Source organism: Clostridium fungisolvens (assembly GCF_014193895.1).
Taxonomy (GTDB): Bacteria; Bacillota; Clostridia; order Clostridiales; family Clostridiaceae; genus Clostridium_AR; species Clostridium_AR fungisolvens.
Genome location: NZ_BLZR01000001.1, coordinates 631,703 through 654,134, shown reverse-complemented (window position 1 = coordinate 654,134; position 22,432 = coordinate 631,703). Strand labels below are relative to the sequence as shown.

14 protein-coding genes and 1 pseudogene are annotated in these 22,432 nt (G+C 32.8%); 1 reads left to right on the top strand and 14 read right to left on the bottom strand.

Features of this window, described 5'->3' with window-relative positions:
• Window positions 1–91: 91 nt before the first annotated feature.
• From glf to bsdtw1_RS02455, 12 genes and pseudogenes are all read right to left on the bottom strand, one after another.
• Window positions 92–1,201, bottom strand: a complete 1,110-nt coding sequence (glf, locus tag bsdtw1_RS02510; RefSeq protein WP_183276024.1) for a UDP-galactopyranose mutase — start codon at window positions 1,199–1,201, stop codon at window positions 92–94.
• A 293-nt stretch (window positions 1,202–1,494) separates the two neighbouring features.
• Window positions 1,495–2,511, bottom strand: a complete 1,017-nt coding sequence (locus bsdtw1_RS02505) for a glycosyltransferase family 2 protein (RefSeq protein WP_183276023.1) — start codon at window positions 2,509–2,511, stop codon at window positions 1,495–1,497.
• A 61-nt stretch (window positions 2,512–2,572) separates the two neighbouring features.
• Window positions 2,573–4,996, bottom strand: a complete 2,424-nt coding sequence (locus bsdtw1_RS02500) for a beta-glucosidase (protein WP_183276022.1) — start codon at window positions 4,994–4,996, stop codon at window positions 2,573–2,575.
• A gap of 570 nt (window positions 4,997–5,566) precedes the next feature.
• Window positions 5,567–5,848, bottom strand: a pseudogene (locus bsdtw1_RS02495) (family 43 glycosylhydrolase); the annotation flags it as partial.
• 228 nt (window positions 5,849–6,076) lie between these two features.
• The gene (locus tag bsdtw1_RS02490; protein WP_183276021.1) at window positions 6,077–6,721 is read right to left on the bottom strand and encodes a hypothetical protein; all 645 of its coding nucleotides are present in this window, start codon (window positions 6,719–6,721) and stop codon (window positions 6,077–6,079) included.
• Between the two features lies 1 nt (window position 6,722).
• Window positions 6,723–9,170, bottom strand: a complete 2,448-nt coding sequence (locus tag bsdtw1_RS02485) for a glycoside hydrolase family 3 C-terminal domain-containing protein (RefSeq protein WP_183276020.1) — start codon at window positions 9,168–9,170, stop codon at window positions 6,723–6,725.
• A 385-nt stretch (window positions 9,171–9,555) separates the two neighbouring features.
• Window positions 9,556–12,447: a glycoside hydrolase family 3 protein gene (locus tag bsdtw1_RS02480; protein WP_183276019.1), complete on the bottom strand. Its 2,892-nt coding sequence runs from the start codon at window positions 12,445–12,447 to the stop codon at window positions 9,556–9,558.
• Window positions 12,448–12,703: 256 nt separating this feature from the next.
• Window positions 12,704–13,600 (bottom strand): LysR family transcriptional regulator, encoded by an 897-nt coding sequence (locus bsdtw1_RS02475; protein ID WP_183276018.1) that lies wholly within the window; start codon window positions 13,598–13,600, stop codon window positions 12,704–12,706.
• Window positions 13,601–13,759: 159 nt separating this feature from the next.
• Window positions 13,760–14,434, bottom strand: coding sequence for a response regulator (locus bsdtw1_RS02470; RefSeq protein WP_183276017.1), 675 nt, complete (start codon window positions 14,432–14,434; stop codon window positions 13,760–13,762).
• Window positions 14,427–16,034 (bottom strand): ATP-binding protein, encoded by a 1,608-nt coding sequence (locus bsdtw1_RS02465; protein WP_183276016.1) that lies wholly within the window; start codon window positions 16,032–16,034, stop codon window positions 14,427–14,429. Before bsdtw1_RS02465 ends, bsdtw1_RS02470 begins: the two co-directional genes overlap by 8 nt.
• Before the next feature lie 758 nt (window positions 16,035–16,792).
• Window positions 16,793–17,767: a 2-keto-3-deoxygluconate permease gene (locus bsdtw1_RS02460; protein ID WP_207723000.1), complete on the bottom strand. Its 975-nt coding sequence runs from the start codon at window positions 17,765–17,767 to the stop codon at window positions 16,793–16,795.
• A gap of 190 nt (window positions 17,768–17,957) precedes the next feature.
• Window positions 17,958–19,130: an NAD(P)-dependent malic enzyme gene (locus bsdtw1_RS02455; protein ID WP_183276015.1), complete on the bottom strand. Its 1,173-nt coding sequence runs from the start codon at window positions 19,128–19,130 to the stop codon at window positions 17,958–17,960.
• 420 nt (window positions 19,131–19,550) lie between these two features.
• Here bsdtw1_RS02455 and bsdtw1_RS02450 point away from each other — a divergent pair, with 420 nt between their 5' ends.
• The gene (locus bsdtw1_RS02450; protein WP_183276014.1) at window positions 19,551–20,360 is read left to right on the top strand and encodes a DUF975 family protein; all 810 of its coding nucleotides are present in this window, start codon (window positions 19,551–19,553) and stop codon (window positions 20,358–20,360) included.
• Between the two features lie 217 nt (window positions 20,361–20,577).
• Here the strand turns inward: bsdtw1_RS02450 and bsdtw1_RS02445 are convergent, their stop codons facing one another.
• Window positions 20,578–21,363 carry a histidinol-phosphatase HisJ family protein gene (locus bsdtw1_RS02445; RefSeq protein ID WP_183276013.1) on the bottom strand — a complete coding sequence of 262 codons (786 nt, stop codon included), beginning with the start codon at window positions 21,361–21,363 and terminating at the stop codon, window positions 20,578–20,580.
• Window positions 21,364–21,806: 443 nt separating this feature from the next.
• The gene (locus tag bsdtw1_RS02440; RefSeq protein ID WP_183276012.1) at window positions 21,807–22,340 is read right to left on the bottom strand and encodes an ECF transporter S component; all 534 of its coding nucleotides are present in this window, start codon (window positions 22,338–22,340) and stop codon (window positions 21,807–21,809) included.
• Between the last annotated feature and the right edge of the window lie 92 nt (window positions 22,341–22,432).

Below are 22,432 nucleotides of genomic sequence, written 5' to 3'. Positions count from 1 at the left end.
TAAGCACTGTCTTAAAGTACTGTGTAGAAATTAAAAGAAACTACTTCAATTAGAATAAACTAATTGCAGCAGTTTCTTAAATATGTGATACTTATTTGCTCAAAACTTCCTTAACTTTTTGTAATGCAACCTCTATGACTTTATCCATATCATAATATTTGTACTCTCCTAGACGTCCTCCAAAAACAACTTTACTTTGAGACTCAGCAGCTAACTTGTACTTTTCATACAATGCACTGTTTCTTTCATCATTTACAGGATAATAAGGTTCATCTCCTAGTTTCCATTCTGCGCTATATTCACGGCTAACAACAGTTTTAGGCTGTGTTCCGAATTCGAAATGCTTGTGTTCTATGATACGAGTATATGGTGTTTCCCTATCTGTATAATTTACCACAGCATTACCTTGAAAGTTTTCCATATCCAAAACTTCTGTTTCAAACTTTACACTTCTATATTCCAAAATCCCAAACTTATAGTTAAAATATGCATCAATAGCCCCAGTATAAACTACTTTATCCGCAATACTATCCCATCTTTCTTTATCTTCAAAATAGTCCACATTCAACTTTACTTCAATACCCTCTATCATCTTTTCAACCATTCTAGTATAACCGCCCTCTGGTATACCTTGATATTTAGCATCAAAATAATTATTGTCATAAGTAAATCTTACTGGTAATCTACGAATAATGAATGCAGGCAATTCATTGCAAGGGCGTCCCCATTGTTTTTCAGTATATCCACGTATAAGCTTTTCATATATATCTACACCTACTAAATTTATCGCTTGCTCCTCTAAATTTCTAGGACTTTCAACAAAACTCTCTTTACGCTGCTGTTCTATTTTTTGCTTGGCCTCATCTGGTGTTATAACTCCCCACATCTTATTAAATGTATTCATATTAAAAGGTAGATTATATATTTCCCCATTATAATTTGCTACAGGACTGTTGGTATATCTATTGAATTCCGCAAATTGATTCACATATTGCCAAACTTCCTTATTGTTAGTATGAAATATATGAGCTCCATACCTATGTACCTGAATATCTTCAACTCTTTCAGTATAAATATTTCCTGCAACATGATCACGCTTATCAATAATAAGACATGTCTTTCCAGCTTTTCTAGCCTCCTGTGCAAATACTGCACCGTATAATCCTGCCCCTACTATTAAAAAATCATATTTAACATTCATATAAGTTTTTCTCCTCAAAATATATTTATAGATTTTGATTACAATAATATCCTGGCCAGTACGCCAGTAATTTAATCTTCTAAAATTGTGTCAATTAAAGATAAACTACTTCAATCCTTAAACTCTAAATAAGGATTTCGATGGTTCTACAAATTTTTATTTAGATATACTCTAATATAAAGCAGTCTAAACTTTTTTCTTTCCTATAAAAATATCTTTCTACGATTTTTATCATAGAAAGATATCTAACTATACTGAAATTTATAAACCATTATCTATTTGATTCTTGTAGATTAATTAAACCCAACCAATCTTTGCGATATTTTGTATGCCCCTACAGCAATACTACGACCAATTTGCCCAGGCAAGTTCATTATTCCACCCATAAATCCGTATCTAAGGCTATTATACAACTCTAGATCAGTATCTTTAATATACTTCCATAATTCTTTTTTCTTCTCTAAGTTTTCTGTTGTTCCAGAACGTATTAATAAGATAGTAGATACTACTGTAACAATTTCTAGGTAGTTAAACATATACTTACGAAGCTTTATATTATTAATATCTTCTAATTGTACTCTCTCTATCATAAGCTTGTTCACTTTAATCTGTTGATCAATTCTTTTTATCATTACACTCTCATTAACCGATTGATCACCTCTACCTATAAAATATCTATAAAAATCAACATTAACATAGTAGATTTTATTAACATGTTCAAGTGGAACATATACAAATAAGTTATCAACATAGAAGGTATGCTTTGGCAGTTCTAATCCACAATCTCTTAACAATTGTGTTCTATATATAACAGAATGCATCAATATATACTGACCTTTTCTAAAATGCTTAATGTCATCCCAAGTGAAGATTGTCCCTTCTGGAAGTGCATTTTCATACTTCATAACCTTCTTATTCTTTGCACCTTCTTTTTCATATACAAAATTACTTATTAACATATCAACAGGAGTTTCAGCTGAGGTTAGTTTGTTCAATGCCCTTAATATTTCTTCATATGCACTAGAATCTACCCAATCATCACTATCCACAACTTTAAAATATAGTCCTGTTGCATTTCTTATTCCAGCATTTACAGCCTCTCCATGTCCTCCATTTTGTTGATGTATCGCTCTTACGATAGTCGGATATTTTCTTGCGTATTCATCTGCAATCTCTGCTGTTTTATCAATAGAGCCATCATTAACTATTAATAGTTCTACACACTCTCCCCCTGGCAACAGAGATTCAATACAATGTCTCATATATTCTTGTGAATTATAGCAAGGAATTACTACCGATAATAATTTCATACTAACACTACCTTTTCTAATTATCTCTTTAGGATAAGTTTTAAAATTTATTTTTTAACTTCTATTTATCTTTTGACTTCTTCTTACTTAGTAACTTTCTTCTTTCCTTTAATAAATGTTTCAATCCTTTAAAGAAGTTACCGTTGACTATCATCAAAATTCCATCTAACATAGGCATATTCACTACACCGCCTGTAACTCTAGCTATTCCTCTAAAAGGCATATGGTAGATAGACATCATAATGATGTTAGCTGTGCTTCTCTTTCCAATCTTTCTTAAAAACCAGTACGCAAAAACAATCATATGATATGAAAATCTTGCAAACAATCCCTTTGCATACTCACATTGGGCTATAGTATCGTTATATCCAAGAGGCTTGCTCCTATCCCATGTTGAAACAGGTACCTTGCGTCCAAGTAAATTTTCAAATTCTTCTACGCTAACATTATTTGTTTTTCCTGAATAGTAAGATGGAAGCAGTTCTTTGTCATACGGAAGCGGTGCACCAGTTCCTTCTATAGTAATAGAAGACTCTAATCTTATATCTGCACTCGATGCTCCAACCATAATTTTATATTCTGCTTCTTCAATTTCCCACCTATTTGTTTTAACATTGAAATAGCGGAAAGTCTTATCATCAAAAGGTATTGTTACTGTCTTTGTCTCTCCTGCATTTATAAATACCTTTGTAAAACCTTTTAATTCCTTTTTAGGTCTAAAAATTGCCTCTGATTTACATCCTACATATAGTTGTGCAATTTCCATACCAGCTACTTGTCCCGAATTGGTTAAGTTAAATGTTACTCCATATTTGCTTACATGTATATCTGAATATGCAAAAGTGGTATAACTAAGTCCATATCCAAAAGGGAAAAGAACATCTATATTAGCCGTATCATAATAGCGATAACCAATATAAATTCCTTCTCTATACTCTACGCTTACTTCTTTTCCAGGAAAATTGTAATAAGATGGAGTATCCTCATAACGAATTGGATATGTTTCTGCTAATTTCCCAGAAGGATTCACATCCCCTGATAAAATCCTAAGTATAGCCCTAGATCCAGCCTGCCCACCTAAGTATCCGTGCAATACCGCTTTCACTTTATTAATCCACGGCATTTCTACTGCAGAGCCACAAGAAAGTATTGCAACGATATTTGAGTTAACTTTGTATAAAGCATTTAATAAATCCATCTGGTTATCAGGAATCTTCATACTGTGCCTGTCCAACCCATCAGCTTCTGTAACTTCATCTAATCCTATATATAAAAGGATGACATCTGCTTTTTTTGCAAGTTCACATGCCTTCTCTATTTTTTTCTCACTTTTCTTCCCATAACGTTCAAAACCTACTTCATAACCAATACTTACAATTCCTGATTCATTAAAACAATCTAAAGTATGATCTAAAATTGTAGGATTTACAATAGACGATCCTGCACCTTGATATCTTGCATTCTTTGCAAAATCTCCAATTACAGCTACCTTTTTACCGTATTTAAGTGGTAGTATATTATCTTCATTTTTAAGCAGTACTATAGACTCTTCTGCCACTTTCTGAGCTACCCTATGATGCTTTTCTACCTCAAACTCAATATGTGGTTTCTTATATACTTCCTCAGTAGTAAAGATAAGTTCAAGCAATCTATCAACACACTCATCCAATACTTCTTCTTTAATTTTTCCAGTTTTAATTGCCTGAATTATTTCTTCGTTTGTCTCACCTGCTGTTGTAGGCATCTCTAACTCATTACCAGCAATTAACCCTGCTATACGATCATTACTTCCGCCCCAATCAGTTATTACACATCCTTTGTAATTCCATTCCCCTCGTAGAATATCCTTCATAAGGTGCATATTTTCATTTGTATAAGTACCATTTAACTTATTGTAAGATGACATTATAGTCTTAGTTCTGCCTTCTTTAACTGCAATTTCAAATGCAGTTAGATAGATTTCTCTAAGAGTTCTTTCATCAACTATAGTATCAATAGCCATACGTCTCTCTTCTTGATTGTTAACACAAAAATGCTTAACACAGGCAGATATTCCCTGAGATTGAATCCCCCTTATATAACCTGCTGCCATTTTACCTGCAAGATATGGATCTTCACTGAAATACTGAAAGTTTCTACCGCATAGAGGATTTCTTTTCATATTAACTCCAGGCCCTAGCAGTACATTAACTTTTTGAGAAATAGCTTCTTCACCTAGATACTCTCCAACTCTTTCTCCTAGTTCATCATTCCAGCTATTTGCTACAGTTGCAGCTGTTGGAAAGCATGTTGCTGGAATCCCCTCATTAAGTCCTAAATGATCCGCAGCTACTGCTTGTTTTCTAATACCATGAGGTCCGTCAGCAAGAAACATACTATTAATTCCAAGACGCTCTATCTCTTGAGTCTGCCAAAAATCTTTTCCTGACATTAAAGACGCTTTTTCTTCTAAAGTCATTTTCTCAATTAATTCTCTATACTTCATCTTCTATTCCTCTTTTGGCATTTACAGCAAAAAGCAAAAACTGCTGAAACACCTAACTCAATTTTGAAATCTACGGATGTACCACTTCGTAATAAAATTTATATTTTTAAATTCTCTCACCAGAAGCCGTGAGAGTTTTAAAAATAACTTTCGGTTCGAAGTGGCACATCTTTAATTATTGTCTAATATGTGTTCCTATTTATATAGCTTTAAAGATCGTAAGTGCACTTAATATCAGATATTAGTATACATAACATTCAATATAAAAGCCTATTTGGAAAAAACTATGTTACATTCTGACGGTTTAATAATTTATCAAAAATCTTATAACCTGAAGATTAAATTTACTTTAAAAAGTTTCTTATGAAAGAGGCTTTTTAAAGCAAATTATACCATTTAGAATCATTATAATTTAAAACAACTATATCATCAAGTATCAACCCATAAAGAAAATAATATCACTACCATTTCTGTTGGCTGTATTGATCCTTAATATATTCCTGATGATTTCAGTTCGAATGCAAAGAAGTCAAAACTTCCTTTTCCTTTAAACTCAAAGTAAAGTGCCTATTTTCCATCAATTCCTCTTGCCACATCAGGAGCATAAAGACTATGTATTCCTTTTTTATTTAATGGATCTTGTGTCTTCTTATAAATGACGCCTTCATATTTCCAATCTTTTAAATCATCTATTGGCGTGGACCAACATACGTAATCATTCATGCAAAAAAATGGACCATTAAAACGATCATGAGATCCAAAAACATAAAGGCGATCCTCAAATACATAAGGTTCACCATCAGGAATATATTCATAACTAGGTAGGTACGGGTTGAATACCTGGTTCTCCATAATTTTAATACCTCTTATAAAGTATAATTTAATTTGATCAAATGACTAAATTATAGTTTTTTATGAAAAACAGCTTCAAGTTATACCTGAAACTGTTTTTCATATTGATTTAGATAAAAACTTCTAAATATTCTATCGGGTTGCAATAGATATTTTGTAACTACATATATATTTTATCAAGCAAAGGGGATCGCTTTAATATAACTTTCAAATATTATTACGTTAATGTTATCTTGCACCCGCAACTTTCTCTTCAGTGTTATCCTTAAATATTATCTTGAATATAGGGAAGAATACCCAGAAGGAAATAGCAGAATTAATAATCATTGTTATGAAATCTGCTATAGTTTCACCAACTGAACCCATTGCAAGTATATTCATTAACAAGTTATATATAGGAGCTTTATAAAGACCTTGAAGTGCCGCTGCACCTATAGATATTACAATATAAGCTACTACATACCAAAAGGCAGCTTTCCATATATTACTGTTAGATTTAAAAGTAATATTTCTTTGGGCAAAAAAGTTAATGATTTGTGCAATAGCCATTGTTATCTGAACCGCAAGGAAATAAGCTAATCCGCCGCCGCCTCCTGATGAAATTACACCAGCTGCATAATTAAACACATAGTAAGCACTACCATCAAAGTTGTGTCCAACTTGCAGTACTTGAAAATTTGTATCTACCAGTGTAGTCAGTCCAAGTATTTCCTTAAATAAAGGCATTAAAATCATTTGCAAAACTGTTACTCCATTACTCAGCATAAAAAATACTAAGAATTGAGCTGTACCAGGATGTTTTGACTTATACTTTTTCCATAAGTCTATTACTCCTGAAAATATACTTTTATTCTTTACTTTTTCATTGCTCATTTTAACTCTCCTTAATAACTGTTGCCATTGCTCCATTGCTTTTATTTTTCTTTACCAGCTTATTTCTTTCCTTTAATAAATGACTTAAGCCTTTGAAGAAGTGTCCATTTGCTACCATCAAAATACCATCAACCATCTGGATGTTTGCTACTCCACCTGTCATCCTTGCTATACCTCTAAATGGCATATGATATATAGACATCATTATTACATTAGCAGTCATTCTTTTTCCTGTTTTTCTCAAGAACCAATATGCAAAACTAATCATATGGAATGCAAATCTTGCAAACCAACCTTTGGCGTACTGGCACTGTGCAATAGTATCGTTATAACCAAGAGGTTTCTTTCTATTCCAAGTTGATATAGGAACTTTACGTCCAATTAAAGTTTCAAACTCTTCTTTACTAACATTGTTCGCTTTTCCTGAATAATATGACGGAAGTAATTCTTTATCATATGGAAGTGGTGCTCCAGTACCCTCAATAAAAATACTGTCTATCAACCTTATATCATCACTTGATGCACCAATCATTATTTTATAATCCGACTGTTCTACTTCCCATTTATTTGTTTTCACATTAAAATATCTGAAAGTCTTATCATCAAAAGGTATTGTCATAGTTTTTGTTTCACCTGGATTTATAAATACCTTTGCAAATCCCTTTAGCTCTTTCTTAGGTCTAAATATTTCTTTAGATCTGCATCCTACATATAGCTGAGCAACTTCCATTCCAGGAACATTACCAGAGTTTCTAATCTTAAAAGTAACCTTATCTTTATTTACTTTAATATCCGAATATTCGAAAGTTGTATAACTTAGTCCATACCCAAAAGGGAAAAGAACATCTATATTAGCTGTATCGTAGTAACGATATCCTATATAGACAGCTTCCCTATACTCCACACTTACTTCTTTTCCAGGGAAATTACTAAAAGAAGGAGTATCTTCGTAATGTATTGGATATGTCTCTGCTAGTTTTCCTGAAGGGTTCACCTCACCTGACAGAACTCTAAGCATTGCTCTTGTACCAGCCTGACCACCTAAATAACCATGCAATACTGCTTTTACCTTTTTAAGCCATGGCATTTCTACAGCAGAACCACAGGATAGTATCACAACTATATTTTTATTAACTTCGTATAAAGCATTCAATAGCTCTATCTGATTATCTGGAATCCTCATGTCTTGTCTATCTAGTCCTTCAGCTTCAGTAGCCTCATCTAGCCCAATATATAAAAGGATGACATCTGCTTTTTTAGCAAGTTCACATGCCTTCTCTATTTTTTTCTTACTCTTTTTGCCATAACGTTCAAAACCTGATTCATATCCAACACTTTCAAATTCTGATTCTTTAAAGCAATCTAATGTATTGTGTAAAATAGTAGGATTCACGATAGATGAGCCTGCACCTTGATATCGTGGTTTTTCAGCAAAGTCCCCTATTATAGCAACTTGCGTTCCTTTTTTTAGAGGTAATATGTTATCATCATTTTTTAGAAGAACAATTGATTCTTCTGCAACCTTTTGCGCTATCCTATGATGCTTTTCTTTACTAAACTCACTGTTAGGCTCCTTAAATACTTCCCTTGTAGTAAAATTAAGATCAAGTAATCTATCTACACATTGATCTAATACTTCCTCTTTGATTCTTCCACTTTTAATTGCCTGAATTATTTCTTCATTGGTCTCGCCTGCAGTTGTAGGCATCTCCAACTCATTGCCTGCTACTAATCCAGCTACACGATCGTTACTTCCACCCCAATCTGTAACCACCACACCATTAAAGCCCCATTCTCTGCGAAGTATATCCTGCATAAGATGAATATTTTCATTTGTATAGGTACCATTTAGCATATTATAGGAAGACATTATGGATTTAGTCTTACCTTCTTTAACTGCAATTTCAAATGCAGTCAAATAAATTTCTCTAAGGGTCCTTTCATCCACAACCGTATCAATTGCCATACGTCTCTCTTCTTGGTTGTTTACACAAAAATGCTTAGCACAGGCTGAAATTCCTTGAGATTGAATTCCTCTTATATATCCTGCTGCTATCTTACCAGCAAGATATGGGTCTTCACTAAAATACTCAAAATTTCTTCCACATAAAGGGTTCCTTTTCATATTAATCCCTGGTCCCAAAAGTACATTAACTTTTTGCGCAACCGCTTCTCTGCCAAGATATTCTCCAACCTCTTCTCCTAAAGCTTCATTCCAACTATTTGCTACAGTTGCTGCTGTTGGAAAACAAGTTGCTGGAATACTAGGATTAAGTCCAAGATGGTCTGCAGCTGCAGCCTGTTTTCTAATACCATGAGGACCATCAGACAGAAACATGCTACCTATGTTTAAACGCTCAATATCCATGGATTGCCAAAAATCCTTGCCGGATGTTAGTGATGCTTTTTCTTCTAAAGTCATGCGACTTATTATTTCTGCATATTTCATATCTCACCTCTATATATATGGATGTACCATTTCGTAATAAAATTTATATTTTTAAATTCTCTCAGCAGAACCGTGAGAGTTTTAAAAATAGATTTCGCTCCGAACTGGTACATCTTAAGATATAGATGAACCACTTCTTAATTAAATCTATATTTTCAAATTCTCTTCTCAGAACTCAGAGGAGTTTTGAAAATAGATTTCGGATTGAAGTGTTTCATCTTTAGATGACCCACTTCATACTTAAATTTATATTTTCAAATTCTCCTCTCAAAATCCAGAGGAGTTTTGAAAATAGATTTCGGATTGAAGTGTTTCATCTTTAACCAAGACTGCCTAAGGCAGTCTGGCTGTTTAAGTTTCTCTTATATCAAAAGTTTATACAATTTTAAACTTCAACTTCTTCTTTTTTATTGCTTTTTCTGAAGCTAACAACTAGACCTGCTAATATAGCTAGAACAAGTACAACATCAACACCAATTGTTATCTTAACCCATGTTGGAGTATCTGTACTTAGACCATCTTTAATAGCACCACTATTTGCAATAGTGTATAACATATTGTGAGAAGCTTCTCTTAGTGACCACAAAGTATCATTGCTCTTAGTATTAGCAGAAGGTACTCCCATAGGTGCTACCCCAGTAAGGTAAGTGTCATTTCCTGCACGGATACCAAGTTCAAATACCATGTATGGATATGCGCTTATTCCGCCTCCATTCATATAGAAGTCAGTGTCAATCATACCTTTAAAGCCCCATTCATTACGAAGGATTTGTTTTAGTAGACCCGAACTTGCACCAGCCCAAGTGTTACCTACACTGTTAAAGGAAGACATAACAGCTTTAGCACCGCCTTCTTTAACTGCAAATTCAAATGGCTTTAGGTAAATTTCACGAATAGTTTGTTCATTAGCCCAAGTTAATACTCCGAAAGTACGGTTAGTTTCTTGATCATTTAATGCAAAATGCTTCATGTAAACATATCCGCCCTTACTTTGATATCCCTTGGTAACAGCTGCTGCCATCTTACCTGCAACAAGTCCATCTTCAGAATAATATTCAAAGTTTCTTCCACCAAATGCTGTACGATGAGTATTCATAGCAGGTGCGTACCAACCAGTAACACCATAACTATTAGCTTCAGCTCCAATGCATTGTCCCATAGACTCTGCAAGCTTAACATTCCATGTAGAAGCTACTAAAACTTCTGAAGGGAATGAAATACCAGATACCTTTGTTTTAGCAAGGAATGAGCTAATAGCTGAAGGTCCATCATAATCAAGTGTAGCAGGCTTACCAACTGAAGTAAGTTCTACTGTCTTATATCCTCCATGTACTACTAAGTTAACCATATCATCAACTGATAGTTGGTCAAGTAAAGCATCCCAGCTCTTGTCTTTAATATCAACACCTACATAATCTTTTAACTTCTTACCATTCTTTGCACCAGTAGTAGGAGCTGAAGTCTTAGTATCAGCAGGTACATCATATCTCTTACTATTAACATATTTAACAAAACTTGAATCCACTAAAGTACCTTTTACTTTAGATGTAGTCTTACCATCTGCAGATTTGATTGTATAAGTTTGATTCTTATCAATATCCTTAAGATTTGCAAAACCATTAGCTCTTGAAAGATATGTTGCTATACTTCCTTCGCCTGTGACATTACCATCTAATTGATTTACAGCTGTTTGCTTATCTGTAGAACGAGCTGTAGAGTCGTAAACAACTTGAGAAAGATTCTTTGAAGCTACATCAGCTATCTTTTCATGAGAGTTATTCATAAGCATAAGCTTGTATTCACCTTGCTCAAGAACATATCCACCTTTTGCAGTGTAAGCTTTGTTAGAATCATATGATGCCATATCTTCTACTTTAAATGAAAGTGTAACAGTCTCTGATTCTCCTGCCTTTATTTCATTTGTCTTTGCAAATGCACCAATGACGATTGAAGATTTCTCTAGTTTACCAGTGTAAGGTGCGGAATAGTATAACTCTACTACATCTTTTCCAGCCACTGATCCAGTGTTTGTTACCTTTACCTTAACAGATATATCTTTATCATTCCATGATAAGCTATCTGGAACTACTTCTTGCTTAAAGTTTGTGTAGCTTAAACCATATCCAAATGGATACATTACCTTTTCATCGTAGTTTATTGCTCCTTCTGATGCAGCAGTTTCATAGTATCTGTATCCTACATAAACCCCTTCTGCATAGTCAACATAATTTAGTCCAACTTTACCTGAATCAAATGCTTGTGAGTATGACCCATCTGCATTCTTAACAACATAATCGTAGTTTCCAAAGTTTTTTATTGAAGGTGCATCTAAAAGATCTGTAGCATAAACGTCTACAGTTTTACCAGATGGATTAACAGTACCTGCAATAACTTTTCCAAGAGAGTTAAATCCGTTTTGTCCTGGACCTCCGATATTTAATACACTCTTGATTTGACTGTAATTCTTAACCCAGCTAAGTTCAAAAGTATTACTGCTGTTAACAACAAGAATTACTTTATTAAAGTTCTTTGTAACAGCTTCTACCATACCTTTTTCTCTGTTACTAAGTTCAAGATAATGCTTGCTTGCGTCAAGATCATCCTTATTACCAAATCTTTGACCTGTTGGTCCTTGTTGGCTGCCTTTTTCATTAAAAGTATCAGCACCATCTAAGCTTGTTGGAAGATCAGCACCTTCTCCACCTGAACGTGCAATAAATATAATTGCAGTGTCAGAGAAATCCTTAGCTTGCTTCATTCTATCAGCTGTATAGAATGATGCTTCTGGCTCAGGAATAGTCCAGTCTTGTCCATTCATACCCACTATTGGTCTTTGCATTTTTAATGCAAGATAGTCGTTATATAGAGTATCATTTACTTGGAAGCCAGCAGCTTCTAGTCCTGCTTTTGGTGTAACTGCAGTAGATGTATCTGTTGAACCAGAACCAGTACCACCATAAATAGGATTTGTAAAGCTCCATCCAAAAACGTTTACTTTAGTCTTATTTGTAGCTGTTGTTTTTAAAGGAAGAGTATTATCCTTGTTTTGAAGAAGAACTATTCCTTCATCTGCAATCTGCTCAACAAGTTTTTTTGATTTGTCACGTGCTGCAACAGATTCCTTACTAGTAGTGTTCATTGTAGTAAAATAAGATGTAATAATTTCTCTAAATTGATATAATGCAATATTTACCCCGAATACAATTACAAGTAAACCTGCCAATATAGATCTCGTTATTATACGAGACTTTTTCTTACTCATTTTTTTCTTACCCATATCTTCTATTCCCCCTAATTATAAGATTAATGATGCAAAAAAACTTTACCTCCCATTAACTTAATCACGCGTTTCCTTCCCCCCCATATTTTTTACTAATCTCATATGATCCCTTACAAACCGTTACCTTGTAAAGCTTATCACCATTACAAGATTAAATTTAGCACATTATGGTAGCGACCTCAATCAACCAAAAGTTCGGTATGTTAACTTTTAGTTGCGCATAAGAAAAGTCGTTTTAATGCACCTTCGCACATCAAAACGACTTGATTCTTTCCTTGCTGTATTGTTTTATGTAACTTCGAAACAGGGTTACTGTCTTAGACTGTATGTCCCTTTTTCTAGTAATCATATAAATATTTTGAGGTATTTTCTCTTTTAACCTTATTACTTTTAGCTTATCATTTTTAACTGCATCTTCAATAAAGTCAACTGAAACTGCCACATAACCATTGGCTTCACATAATATATGCGCAGCTAATATATTTCCCATTTCATGTTTAACGTAAGGCGCAAATCCATATTCTAGACACTTATCAACTAAACTATGCTGTTTGCCTGATTCCATAGACTTTAATACCAAAGGCATATTTTCCAGTTCTAATATGGAAATCTCGTTTTTTACAGCCAATGGATGCTTTTTAGAAACTACTATGACTACTTCACCTGGTACAACCAGCTCATATTCACAATTTTCTATATCCTCATGTCCAAGAACTAAGCCAACATCAGCCTGCTCTTCAAACAATTTATCAATAGGATATTCATCTGGAAATTCTCTTAACTTCATTTTTATGCTAGGATAAACGCTAGAAAAACCAAATAGCATATCAGGAGGAACTGCAGATGTTGTTGCATATGTAACAACAACATTCAATAAAATATTTTTTCTACCGTTTATTATACTAATTTCTTTTTTTATGTCTTCCATCAGATAACAGATATGTTTAGCTCGAGCATATAACAATTCACCGCATTCTGTAGCTTCCATTCCACGTGATCCTCTACAGAATAACTCAGCTTCCAAGTCCATTTCTAGCTGTTTTATTGTCTTACTTAATCCTTGAGGAGTAATAAATAAATCTTTGGCTGCCAAAGAAACACTTTTCTTCTCGTAAACTTTGATGAAATATTGTAACGCCTCTGTGTTCATACTTTTTCCTTTATACGCGTGTTAAGGGTTGAGATAGTTGATGTAAGTATATCATACTGCATTTGATTTTACAACATCTCCCACGGCAATTCATCCCAGCTTATCCAATATAATAAGAGTTACATCTTGCTTCTTTAATGTCTAGATTTAAATGTGTGGCTAAATCTTATGATATTTATATTGTGGTCTACCTACCTTCCCATATTCCACTAACTTCTCTATCTTATTTTCTTTCTCCATATACTCAAGATATCTTCTAACAGTCACTCTTGCTATCCCTAGTTTCTCTGCTAGCTCTTCCGCTGTAACATCTTCATAATTGCTTTTTTCTATTTCATCCCATATAGATCTATAGGTGTATTTATTGAGTCCCTTTGCAAAATCCTCTTCACTTTGAGAAGTATTTGAACTGGATATTAGTTTATCTAAATCTTTTTGTTCAATCTCATCATTCTTCTTAAACTTATAATACCTGCTCTTAAATTGTATAAGTGCTTCTTTAAATCTTTCAAAGCTAAAGGGCTTTATAAGATAGTCTACAACTCCAAATCTGAAAGCATCCTGTATTCTTTCAATAGATTTATCTGCTGTAATCAAAATAACATCTATATCTATCTCTTGGCCTCTTATCCACTTTAAGAAATCAAGTCCATTTTCTTTAGGAAGAAATACGTCCAGCAATATTAAATCTGGCTTTTTAAGAGCAATATATTTTTTAGCATCTTCAAGATTAGAAACTGCCTTATACAAAGTAAATCCTTCTATCCTTTTTAAAAACTTAGAATTTATTTCCCTAACCATAGGGTCATCTTCAACAATCATTACCTCAATCAAGATTTTCACTCCTTGTCATAGGTATAGTTATATTCCAACTAACTCCGCCCTCTACATCAAAGGTTATAATACCGTTATACTCGTCAACTATTTTTTTTACAATATACATGCCATGACCACGCTGTCCATCCTTTGTTGAAAAACCTTGTTCATATATTTTTTCTCTATATTCTAATGGAATTCCTCCGCCATTATCTTTAACTATTATATTTAGAAAGCTTTCATTCTCAACTATTTTTACGTATATTAGCCCAGTACCATCATTTTTAACTTCATCTAAAGAATTTTCTATCAAGTTTCCTACAATAGATACAACTTCTTCAGAGGTCATATGACTCGGCAGTTTTATAAGTTTTGAATCTTCGTCTATTTTAAGTTTAACCCTGCTCTCCTCTGCCTTATTATACTTTGATAGTAACAGTGCTGATAAGGATGCATTTTTTATTTTCTCATTTAATATATTACTTATATTACTTCTCACTTTAGCTATATCTGATATAAACTGCAGCGCTTCATCATACTCTTCAAGCTGTATCAACCCTGAAATTGTATGAAGCCTATTCATAAATTCATGGTTCTGAGCTCTTAATGACCAAGCCATCTTTTTAGCTCCTGTAAGCTCTTCTGCCATTTTAGTTACATCTGTTTTATCTCTAAAACTTGCAATTACACCTACTACTTTACCTCTATTAATTATCGGAATTCTATTGGTCATTATTATAGTATTATTTATTCTTTGCTCTTCTTCAAACTCAGACTTGCCAGTTTCTAATACAGTGTTCATTCTAGTATTCGGAATAACTTCTTCTATGTTTTTACCTATAATATCATTCTTATTTATTTTATCTTCAAAATGCAATATACTCAATGCAGAATCATTTATGAGAGTAATCCTACCTAGTTGATCGACAGCCATTAACCCTTCATGAATTGCATCAATGATCCCCATCTTTTCATTATAAAGCCTTGTTATTTCCTCAGGCTCCAGTCCAAGTAAAGTCTTTTTTATACTATTTGCTAGTAAAAATGCTCCTACTATCCCTGCAGTGAGACCGCCAATCGTAATTAACACTATATATATAATTGCAGTATGTTTAGCAGTTTCAATGCTGTGAGTGAGAGTACCCACGGAAACAAATCCTATCTCTTGTTTACTTACAGGGTCATATATTGGAGCAAAAGCTCTTAAAGCTTTTCCAAGTGTTCCTGTAGCCTCCGATATATATGTTTCTCCTTTATGTGCTACCCTATCTTCATCTCCTCCTACAAACTTTTTTCCTATCATATCAGGATTAGGATGAGAATATCTAATACCATCCATATCTACAACAATTATATACTCAATCTGATCTAAGCTTTTTAATTGCATATTAACGTATGGGCCGATTTTTTTATTAGGATCTTTAATCTTCAAAGAATCTACTATTTCATTTGAATGTGCTACCATCTCAGCAACATTCATAATATTAGTTCTGGCTTTGTTTTCAATATTCCCTGTCATCCATGACGCTACAAAAAATATAATTATAGATATAGAAACACACACCACTGTAATAACTAATAAAGTAATCTTCGTCTGTAGTTTCATCGTTTTTTTCATATCTAATCACCTAACCTAAAAATACTTAATTTAGTCATACATTACTTACCAATAAGTCTATATAAAATAGTATATTAATTCTCACTGTTTATTTATATAGTTACAAAGTTAAAAGTACAGAATCGTAGAAAAACATTTATATAACCCAGAAGAATTAAATATAGGAATAACTACTTTGCTCCTATTTATATAATACTTCTCTAATTATCGTCTTCCACTCTTCTGTACTTAATTCAGTATCAATCCAATATGTTCAATTTATTCTATCTAACCTTAAAAATTCACCGATTTCTCTATATTATATATTTGTGGGTATATACTTTTATTTGTGGATTTTTTTATAGATAAACTACTTCATATTAGAATTTATCCAAATAAAGATTCGTAGAACCATCGAAATCTTTATTTGGAGTTTAAGGACTGAAGTAGTTTATCTGATTAATAGGAATAGATATCCCAGTTCCATAAATCTAACATATACTGAAATCCATTTTAACTATTAATGGCATGTTACTTGATTTATAGATTCTATTTGAAACTGGTTTATCTATATATGGATGTACCACTTCATTTTAGAATTTATATTTTCAAATCTGCTTCTCAGAATCCAGAGGCACTTTGAAAACAGTTTTCGGTCTGAATTGGTACATCTTTAGTACTGTTGAAACTAAGGTATTTTAGGGAGTATAGGGTAAGGGGATACCTTAATTTCAACTCAATACTTTATCATATTTTATTTTTTTGATTTACACTTATAATTATCCTGTGGCAACTTCGTTATTCATATTTTTCAGTTTTTTATTTCCAAGTACCTTAAATACATATGATACAACAAATGGACAAACTATAGCTGAAACTACACATGCTGCTGCAACTTGAGCTGTAGCTACTGTTGCAATTGCAGCTAAAGTTGGATCTGCTGCTGCAACAGCTGCTGGGGTTGCAACTGCATTTCCTGCAGTTGATCCTGTGGCAAGTCCAATTATAGGTTCTTCCTTAAATAATTTTAGAAGAACATAAGCACCGATTCCAGTAAATGCTGCTACAATACCTAATATTATACCAGGGCCTCCTGCCTTCACAATAGTTTCAAGATTCATTCCTGCACCTAATGGGAATGAGAAGAATGGGATTAATAATAACTTACTGCTTCCTAGGAACTTTCTCATTTCAGAGTCAATGTTTCCCAAAATCATACCTATTACTATCGGTATTAATACTGCTAAAAGTGCCTTAAAAGGAATTTGAGCAAGTCCTGATGCACCTAGTGCTACCAATGTAAAGAACGGACCATCCTTTAAAGATAATAAAGCGTATGCACCTACATCAGTTTCATCACCATATTGTGAAGCAAGTGATGCATATAAGCCACCATTACAATTTGTTAATGCTGCAAGAATTGCTAGTGGTGATAGACCTAATACACCAGCAGTTCCAAAAACTTTTCCTACGAATATACCTATTCCTGCACCTACTATAAACTTTCCTGTTATTAGCAATGCACCTTTTTTCAAAGCTTTTGGTGCTAATTTAAAATTGATTTGTGAACCAATCAAAAACATAAAACAAGCCAGTATTGTTGACGATGCTGCTGGACCAAATAGTGCAGTTGTAAATCCACCAATCTTCAAGAACTGTGGAAAAAACGTATTAACTAGTACTCCTAGAAATAATGGCACTACCATCATACCGCCTGGTATTTTATCAAGTGTCTTCTTAATTGGAATTTGCATTTTTATACCTCCATTTATTCTTTATATTTATCTGAGATTTTCAAATTTGACCATGTTTAAAACTACTGTTAAAATTCTAAACTCGTTAAAGCATCCTATGGATAACTACTTAATTTCAATATAATACTTTAACAGTGCCCTAAAATTTAATGTGTCTTTTCAAAAGGTACTCTATGAGCAAGCTATTGATTTATACCCTTGCTACTCCGCTTTCTCTTGCTGCCTTCTTTATTGCCTCAGCCACATTAGCTGCAACAGTTCTATCTAATGCATTTGGAATTACATTATTCTCATTTAAATCTTCATCTTCTATCATAGAAGCTATTGCATAAGCTGCAGCTATTTTCATCTCTTCATTAATCTCTTTTGCTCTAACGTCCAATGCACCTCTGAATATTCCTGGGAAAGCTAGTACATTGTTAACTTGATTAGGAAAATCTGATCTACCTGTGCCTATTACTCTTGCTCCTGCAGCCTTTGCTTCGTCAGGCATTATTTCAGGAGTTGGATTTGCCATTGCAAATAATATAGAATCTTTATTCATCGCTCTTACCATATCTTGAGTTACTATACCTGGTGCAGAAACCCCTATGAATACATCAGCACCTACTAATGCATCAGCTAAATTTCCTTTAATATTATCTGGATTAGTTACCTTTGCAAGTTCTTTTTTTGCATCATCTACATTTTCTATTCCTCTGTATAGAATACCAACCTTATCGCATGCAATAAGATTCTTTACTCCTAATGAAAGTAATAACTTAGCTATAGCAGTTCCTGCAGCTCCAGCTCCATTTACAACAACCTTTATATCTTCTATTTTTTTATCAACTACCTTTAAAGCATTTATCACACCAGCAAGAACAACTATTGCAGTACCATGTTGGTCATCATGAAATACTGGTATATCTAGTTCTTTCTTCAATCTTTCTTCAACTTCAAAGCATCTTGGTGCTCCTATGTCTTCTAGATTTATCCCACCAAAGCCTGGAGCTATAAGCTTCACAGTTTTTACTATTTCATCTACATTCTTTGTATCTAAACATATTGGAAATGCATCTACATCTGCAAAGGCTTTAAATAAAATTGCTTTACCTTCCATAACCGGTAATCCAGCTTTGGGACCTATATCTCCAAGTCCCAGTACTGCTGTTCCATCTGTTACTACTGCAACTAGATTTCCTTTAGAAGTATACTTGTAGACGTTTTCTTCATCCTCATGAATTTTCCTACATGGTTCTGCAACTCCAGGAGTGTAAGCTAAACTTAAATCTTCTCTTGTTTCAATTGCTACCTTTGATACTACCTCTATCTTTCCTATATTCTTCTCATGTAATTTTAAGCTTTCTTCAAAATAATTCATCTCTTCTACCTACCTTTCATTTATATATCAAAACATTGTAATCGTTTGCTATGAGTAAATAATAACACCACATTCAAAACATTAAAATATTATAAACTTTAAAAACAAATTGTGGTCATAAAGAACACTTTGTTATGTTTTTAACAAAAATCATGCACTTATAACTTTTAGTATGTATAAACTGATAATTGAGTTAGGAACCCTATATTGTAATAATTTTTTTCAATTTGTATCCTTGAGAAAAGCAAAGTAATTTGATGAAATAAAGAGATTATATCTATATATAAGATATAAGAATAAACAAACACCGATATATGAGTATTTTATAAACTTGTTATAAGTTATATTATACCATATAATATACTTATATTGAACCTTTACAAAAAGTAATTAATCTAATAATATAATTTGGAGGATATCATGTGGACTAGAAAAGAATTAAAGGACAGAGCCAAGGCAGTATTAAGTAAAATATACTTAAGTGCACTTGGTGTTAGTATAGTAATAGCATTGGCCGGTGGTAGTACTGGATGGAGTGGCGGAGGCGGCTCTCATTCAAGAAACGGAAGAAATGATTTCTACTCAGGCATAAATAACGGTTTTTTAAATAATGCACCGAATGATTTTCATTCAAGTATTCCTAATGTTTTTCCTATTCATTACCTTTTCCCATTTTTATTATTTGGGCTTGTAGCGTTCTTGGGATTAATTGCTCTTCGTATATTCATTGGCTATTCCCTAGAAGTAGGTGGAAGAAGATATTTTATTAAGTCTGCTCAATATAAAGATAACAAGGGCTGCTTTGGTTTTGGATTCAATGGATATAACTATGGCGGCATAGTTAAAACAATGCTAGTAACAAAGATCTTTATCTTCTTGTGGACTTTGTTGTTAATCATCCCTGGTATAATAAAATCCTATGCTTACAGCATGGTGCCATATATACTTGCTGATAACCCTAATATTGGAGTTAAGAAGGCGATTGCTTTAAGTAATGAAATGACTAGAGGTCATAAATTTGATATGTTCGTATTAGACTTATCCTTTATTGGTTGGTATCTCTTAGGCGCTTTAGCTTTTGGAATAGGTATAATCTTTGTGCTTCCTTACCAAAACGCTACATCTGCAGAATTATATTTAGTATTACGTAGAAATGCATTAAATAGTGGTTTTTGTACCTACGAAGACTTATTATTAGATCAACCAGAACCATACGATAATATGTGGTAACAAAATAATTCATAACGTATGTAAAGCACAAGTTTTATTTGTTTTAAACTATATTTAAGTACGGTTTTCAAATTAATGATCATCAAAAAAGCTCTTGAATCCAACTCATTATAGTAAGCTCCTGATACAAGAATAGTGCAGATAAGGTATGCTTATCTGCACTATTTAATAGTTGAGCTATTATAACTTTTAAGTCAAAAATTTATTGTATTACAATCTATAAATCATGAAAAATAGGTTTCATTTTTTCAAATGTACAAAATTGTTTATATCCTAATTTTTTTAATTCTTCTCTTACAATTTGAATATTATAACCTACATGTTCCTCCTTGTGCGAGTCTGAACCTATAGTAATAATATTTCCACCTAACTCTCTATATAATTTTAGTATTTCTTTTGAAGGCGTTAAGTCCCCTAACCCATATCTAAAACTAGAGGTATTGATTTCTATTCCTTTATCATTTGCAATTACATGTTTCAAAATTTCTATCACTATATTTTTTACTTTTTCAAAAGGATATTCTCCCACTTCGTCATATCTTTTAATCATATCTAAGTGACCTAATACGCTATAATCTTCATACTTATTTATAACCTTTAGTATTTCTTCATAATACTTTTCGTTATATTCCTTTTGGGTTTTTCCTTTTTGAAAATCCTGAGTCCAAAATTCTTTATCATCTACCTGGTGACAAGAAAGTATAACAAAATCAAAATCATATTTATCAAAATCTTTTTGACATTGACCGATTGTATGAACTTGCATCCCAAATTCAATACCTAATTTTATATTTATCTTATCTTTATATTTTTCCTTACACCTTTTGAATTCTTTTATATATTCTTCATAATTACAATTTAGATCTGTTTTAACCCCATAATCCACATGTTCTGTAAAACATATCTCATCAAGTCCTAAAGATATTGCTTGTTTAATCTCCTCTTCCATTGGATAATCAGAGTCATCACTAAAGCTTGTATGCATATGATAATCTGCTAGCATTTACAATCACCTCTTTTTAAAACTAGTTATTTGTCCTTCACAACCACTTAATTTCAAGAATAGCCTTAAAAACATCTTAAAATTACTAAAATCATAACGTTACATTTCTAAAGAGTTCCTATATAGAAGCTTAATTTATACTTGTTCGAAAATCCTGGCTTCTGAGGATCTTTTGGCATGTATAAATTAATAGTTGAGTTGGGAACTCTTTAGATAAATTATACTTAAATTTATAGCCATTATACAATTATATTTATAGATACTAATTTTCTACTTTTGAAAATAAACAGCTATAATTCTTTCCGCTCCTAATTCTAAGCCATAAAAAAACTTATAAAAGTATTGAAATATCTAGGTTTAGATACTTTGAAAATTTTACAATTTTTTATACAATAAAAAAATGTCCCTTAGCAATTTAATGCTATGGGACATTTAATTTAAACTTATATATATTTCACATATCTCTTAAGAACTTTTGCCATAGGTAATCCTAATGCCAATCCTAAAACAATTTGTGCTACATTTCCAGGTATTGACCCTACCGGTGTAATCCAATTTCCATAAAGAATTCCTTCAGTAACATAATATCCAAATATCATCCAAATACCAGATAATATCATTGCAACTGAATTTAACATAAAGCTATCGCCAGATTTATTTTTACTCCAAGCAATACTTCCAACCATATATCCCATTACTCCTCTTACTACAAAAGTAAATGGTGCCCACAGTGCCCATCCTGAAGATAAATCAAAAATAGCCATCCCAACAGCCCCTGCAATGGCCCCTTTTTCTTTACCAAAAACAGTTGCTGTAATAAATAGCATTACAGTTCCTAAGTGAACTAAGCCACCATTAGATAAGAACGGTAATCTAACGTTAATAAATGCTGTTGCTACAAATACTAGTGCGGTTAATAGTGCTGTTATAACCAAATCTTTTGTTTTAAATTTACTTTTGCTTCCATTTACTTCCATTTTATGCCCCACCTTTATATATTTTTATAATTTTGTTTTCTATAATAATTACTTTTTTATGTTTAAGAATATTGTTTAAACTTCGTGTAAGC

Excerpts from the sequence above, each read along its gene's own strand:
- glf (WP_183276024.1), bottom strand. The coding sequence starts at position 1,201 with ATGAATGTTAAATATGATTTTTTAATAGTAGGGGCAGGATTATACGGT.
- bsdtw1_RS02505 (WP_183276023.1), bottom strand. The coding sequence starts at position 2,511 with ATGAAATTATTATCGGTAGTAATTCCTTGCTATAATTCACAAGAATAT.
- bsdtw1_RS02500 (WP_183276022.1), bottom strand. The coding sequence starts at position 4,996 with ATGAAGTATAGAGAATTAATTGAGAAAATGACTTTAGAAGAAAAAGCG.
- bsdtw1_RS02490 (WP_183276021.1), bottom strand. The coding sequence starts at position 6,721 with ATGAGCAATGAAAAAGTAAAGAATAAAAGTATATTTTCAGGAGTAATA.
- bsdtw1_RS02485 (WP_183276020.1), bottom strand. The coding sequence starts at position 9,170 with ATGAAATATGCAGAAATAATAAGTCGCATGACTTTAGAAGAAAAAGCA.
- bsdtw1_RS02480 (WP_183276019.1), bottom strand. The coding sequence starts at position 12,447 with ATGGGTAAGAAAAAAATGAGTAAGAAAAAGTCTCGTATAATAACGAGA.
- bsdtw1_RS02475 (WP_183276018.1), bottom strand. The coding sequence starts at position 13,600 with ATGAACACAGAGGCGTTACAATATTTCATCAAAGTTTACGAGAAGAAA.
- bsdtw1_RS02465 (WP_183276016.1), bottom strand. The coding sequence starts at position 16,034 with ATGAAAAAAACGATGAAACTACAGACGAAGATTACTTTATTAGTTATT.
- bsdtw1_RS02460 (WP_207723000.1), bottom strand. The coding sequence starts at position 17,767 with ATGCAAATTCCAATTAAGAAGACACTTGATAAAATACCAGGCGGTATG.
- bsdtw1_RS02455 (WP_183276015.1), bottom strand. The coding sequence starts at position 19,130 with ATGAATTATTTTGAAGAAAGCTTAAAATTACATGAGAAGAATATAGGA.
- bsdtw1_RS02450 (WP_183276014.1), top strand. The coding sequence starts at position 19,551 with ATGTGGACTAGAAAAGAATTAAAGGACAGAGCCAAGGCAGTATTAAGT.
- bsdtw1_RS02445 (WP_183276013.1), bottom strand. The coding sequence starts at position 21,363 with ATGCTAGCAGATTATCATATGCATACAAGCTTTAGTGATGACTCTGAT.
- bsdtw1_RS02440 (WP_183276012.1), bottom strand. The coding sequence starts at position 22,340 with ATGGAAGTAAATGGAAGCAAAAGTAAATTTAAAACAAAAGATTTGGTT.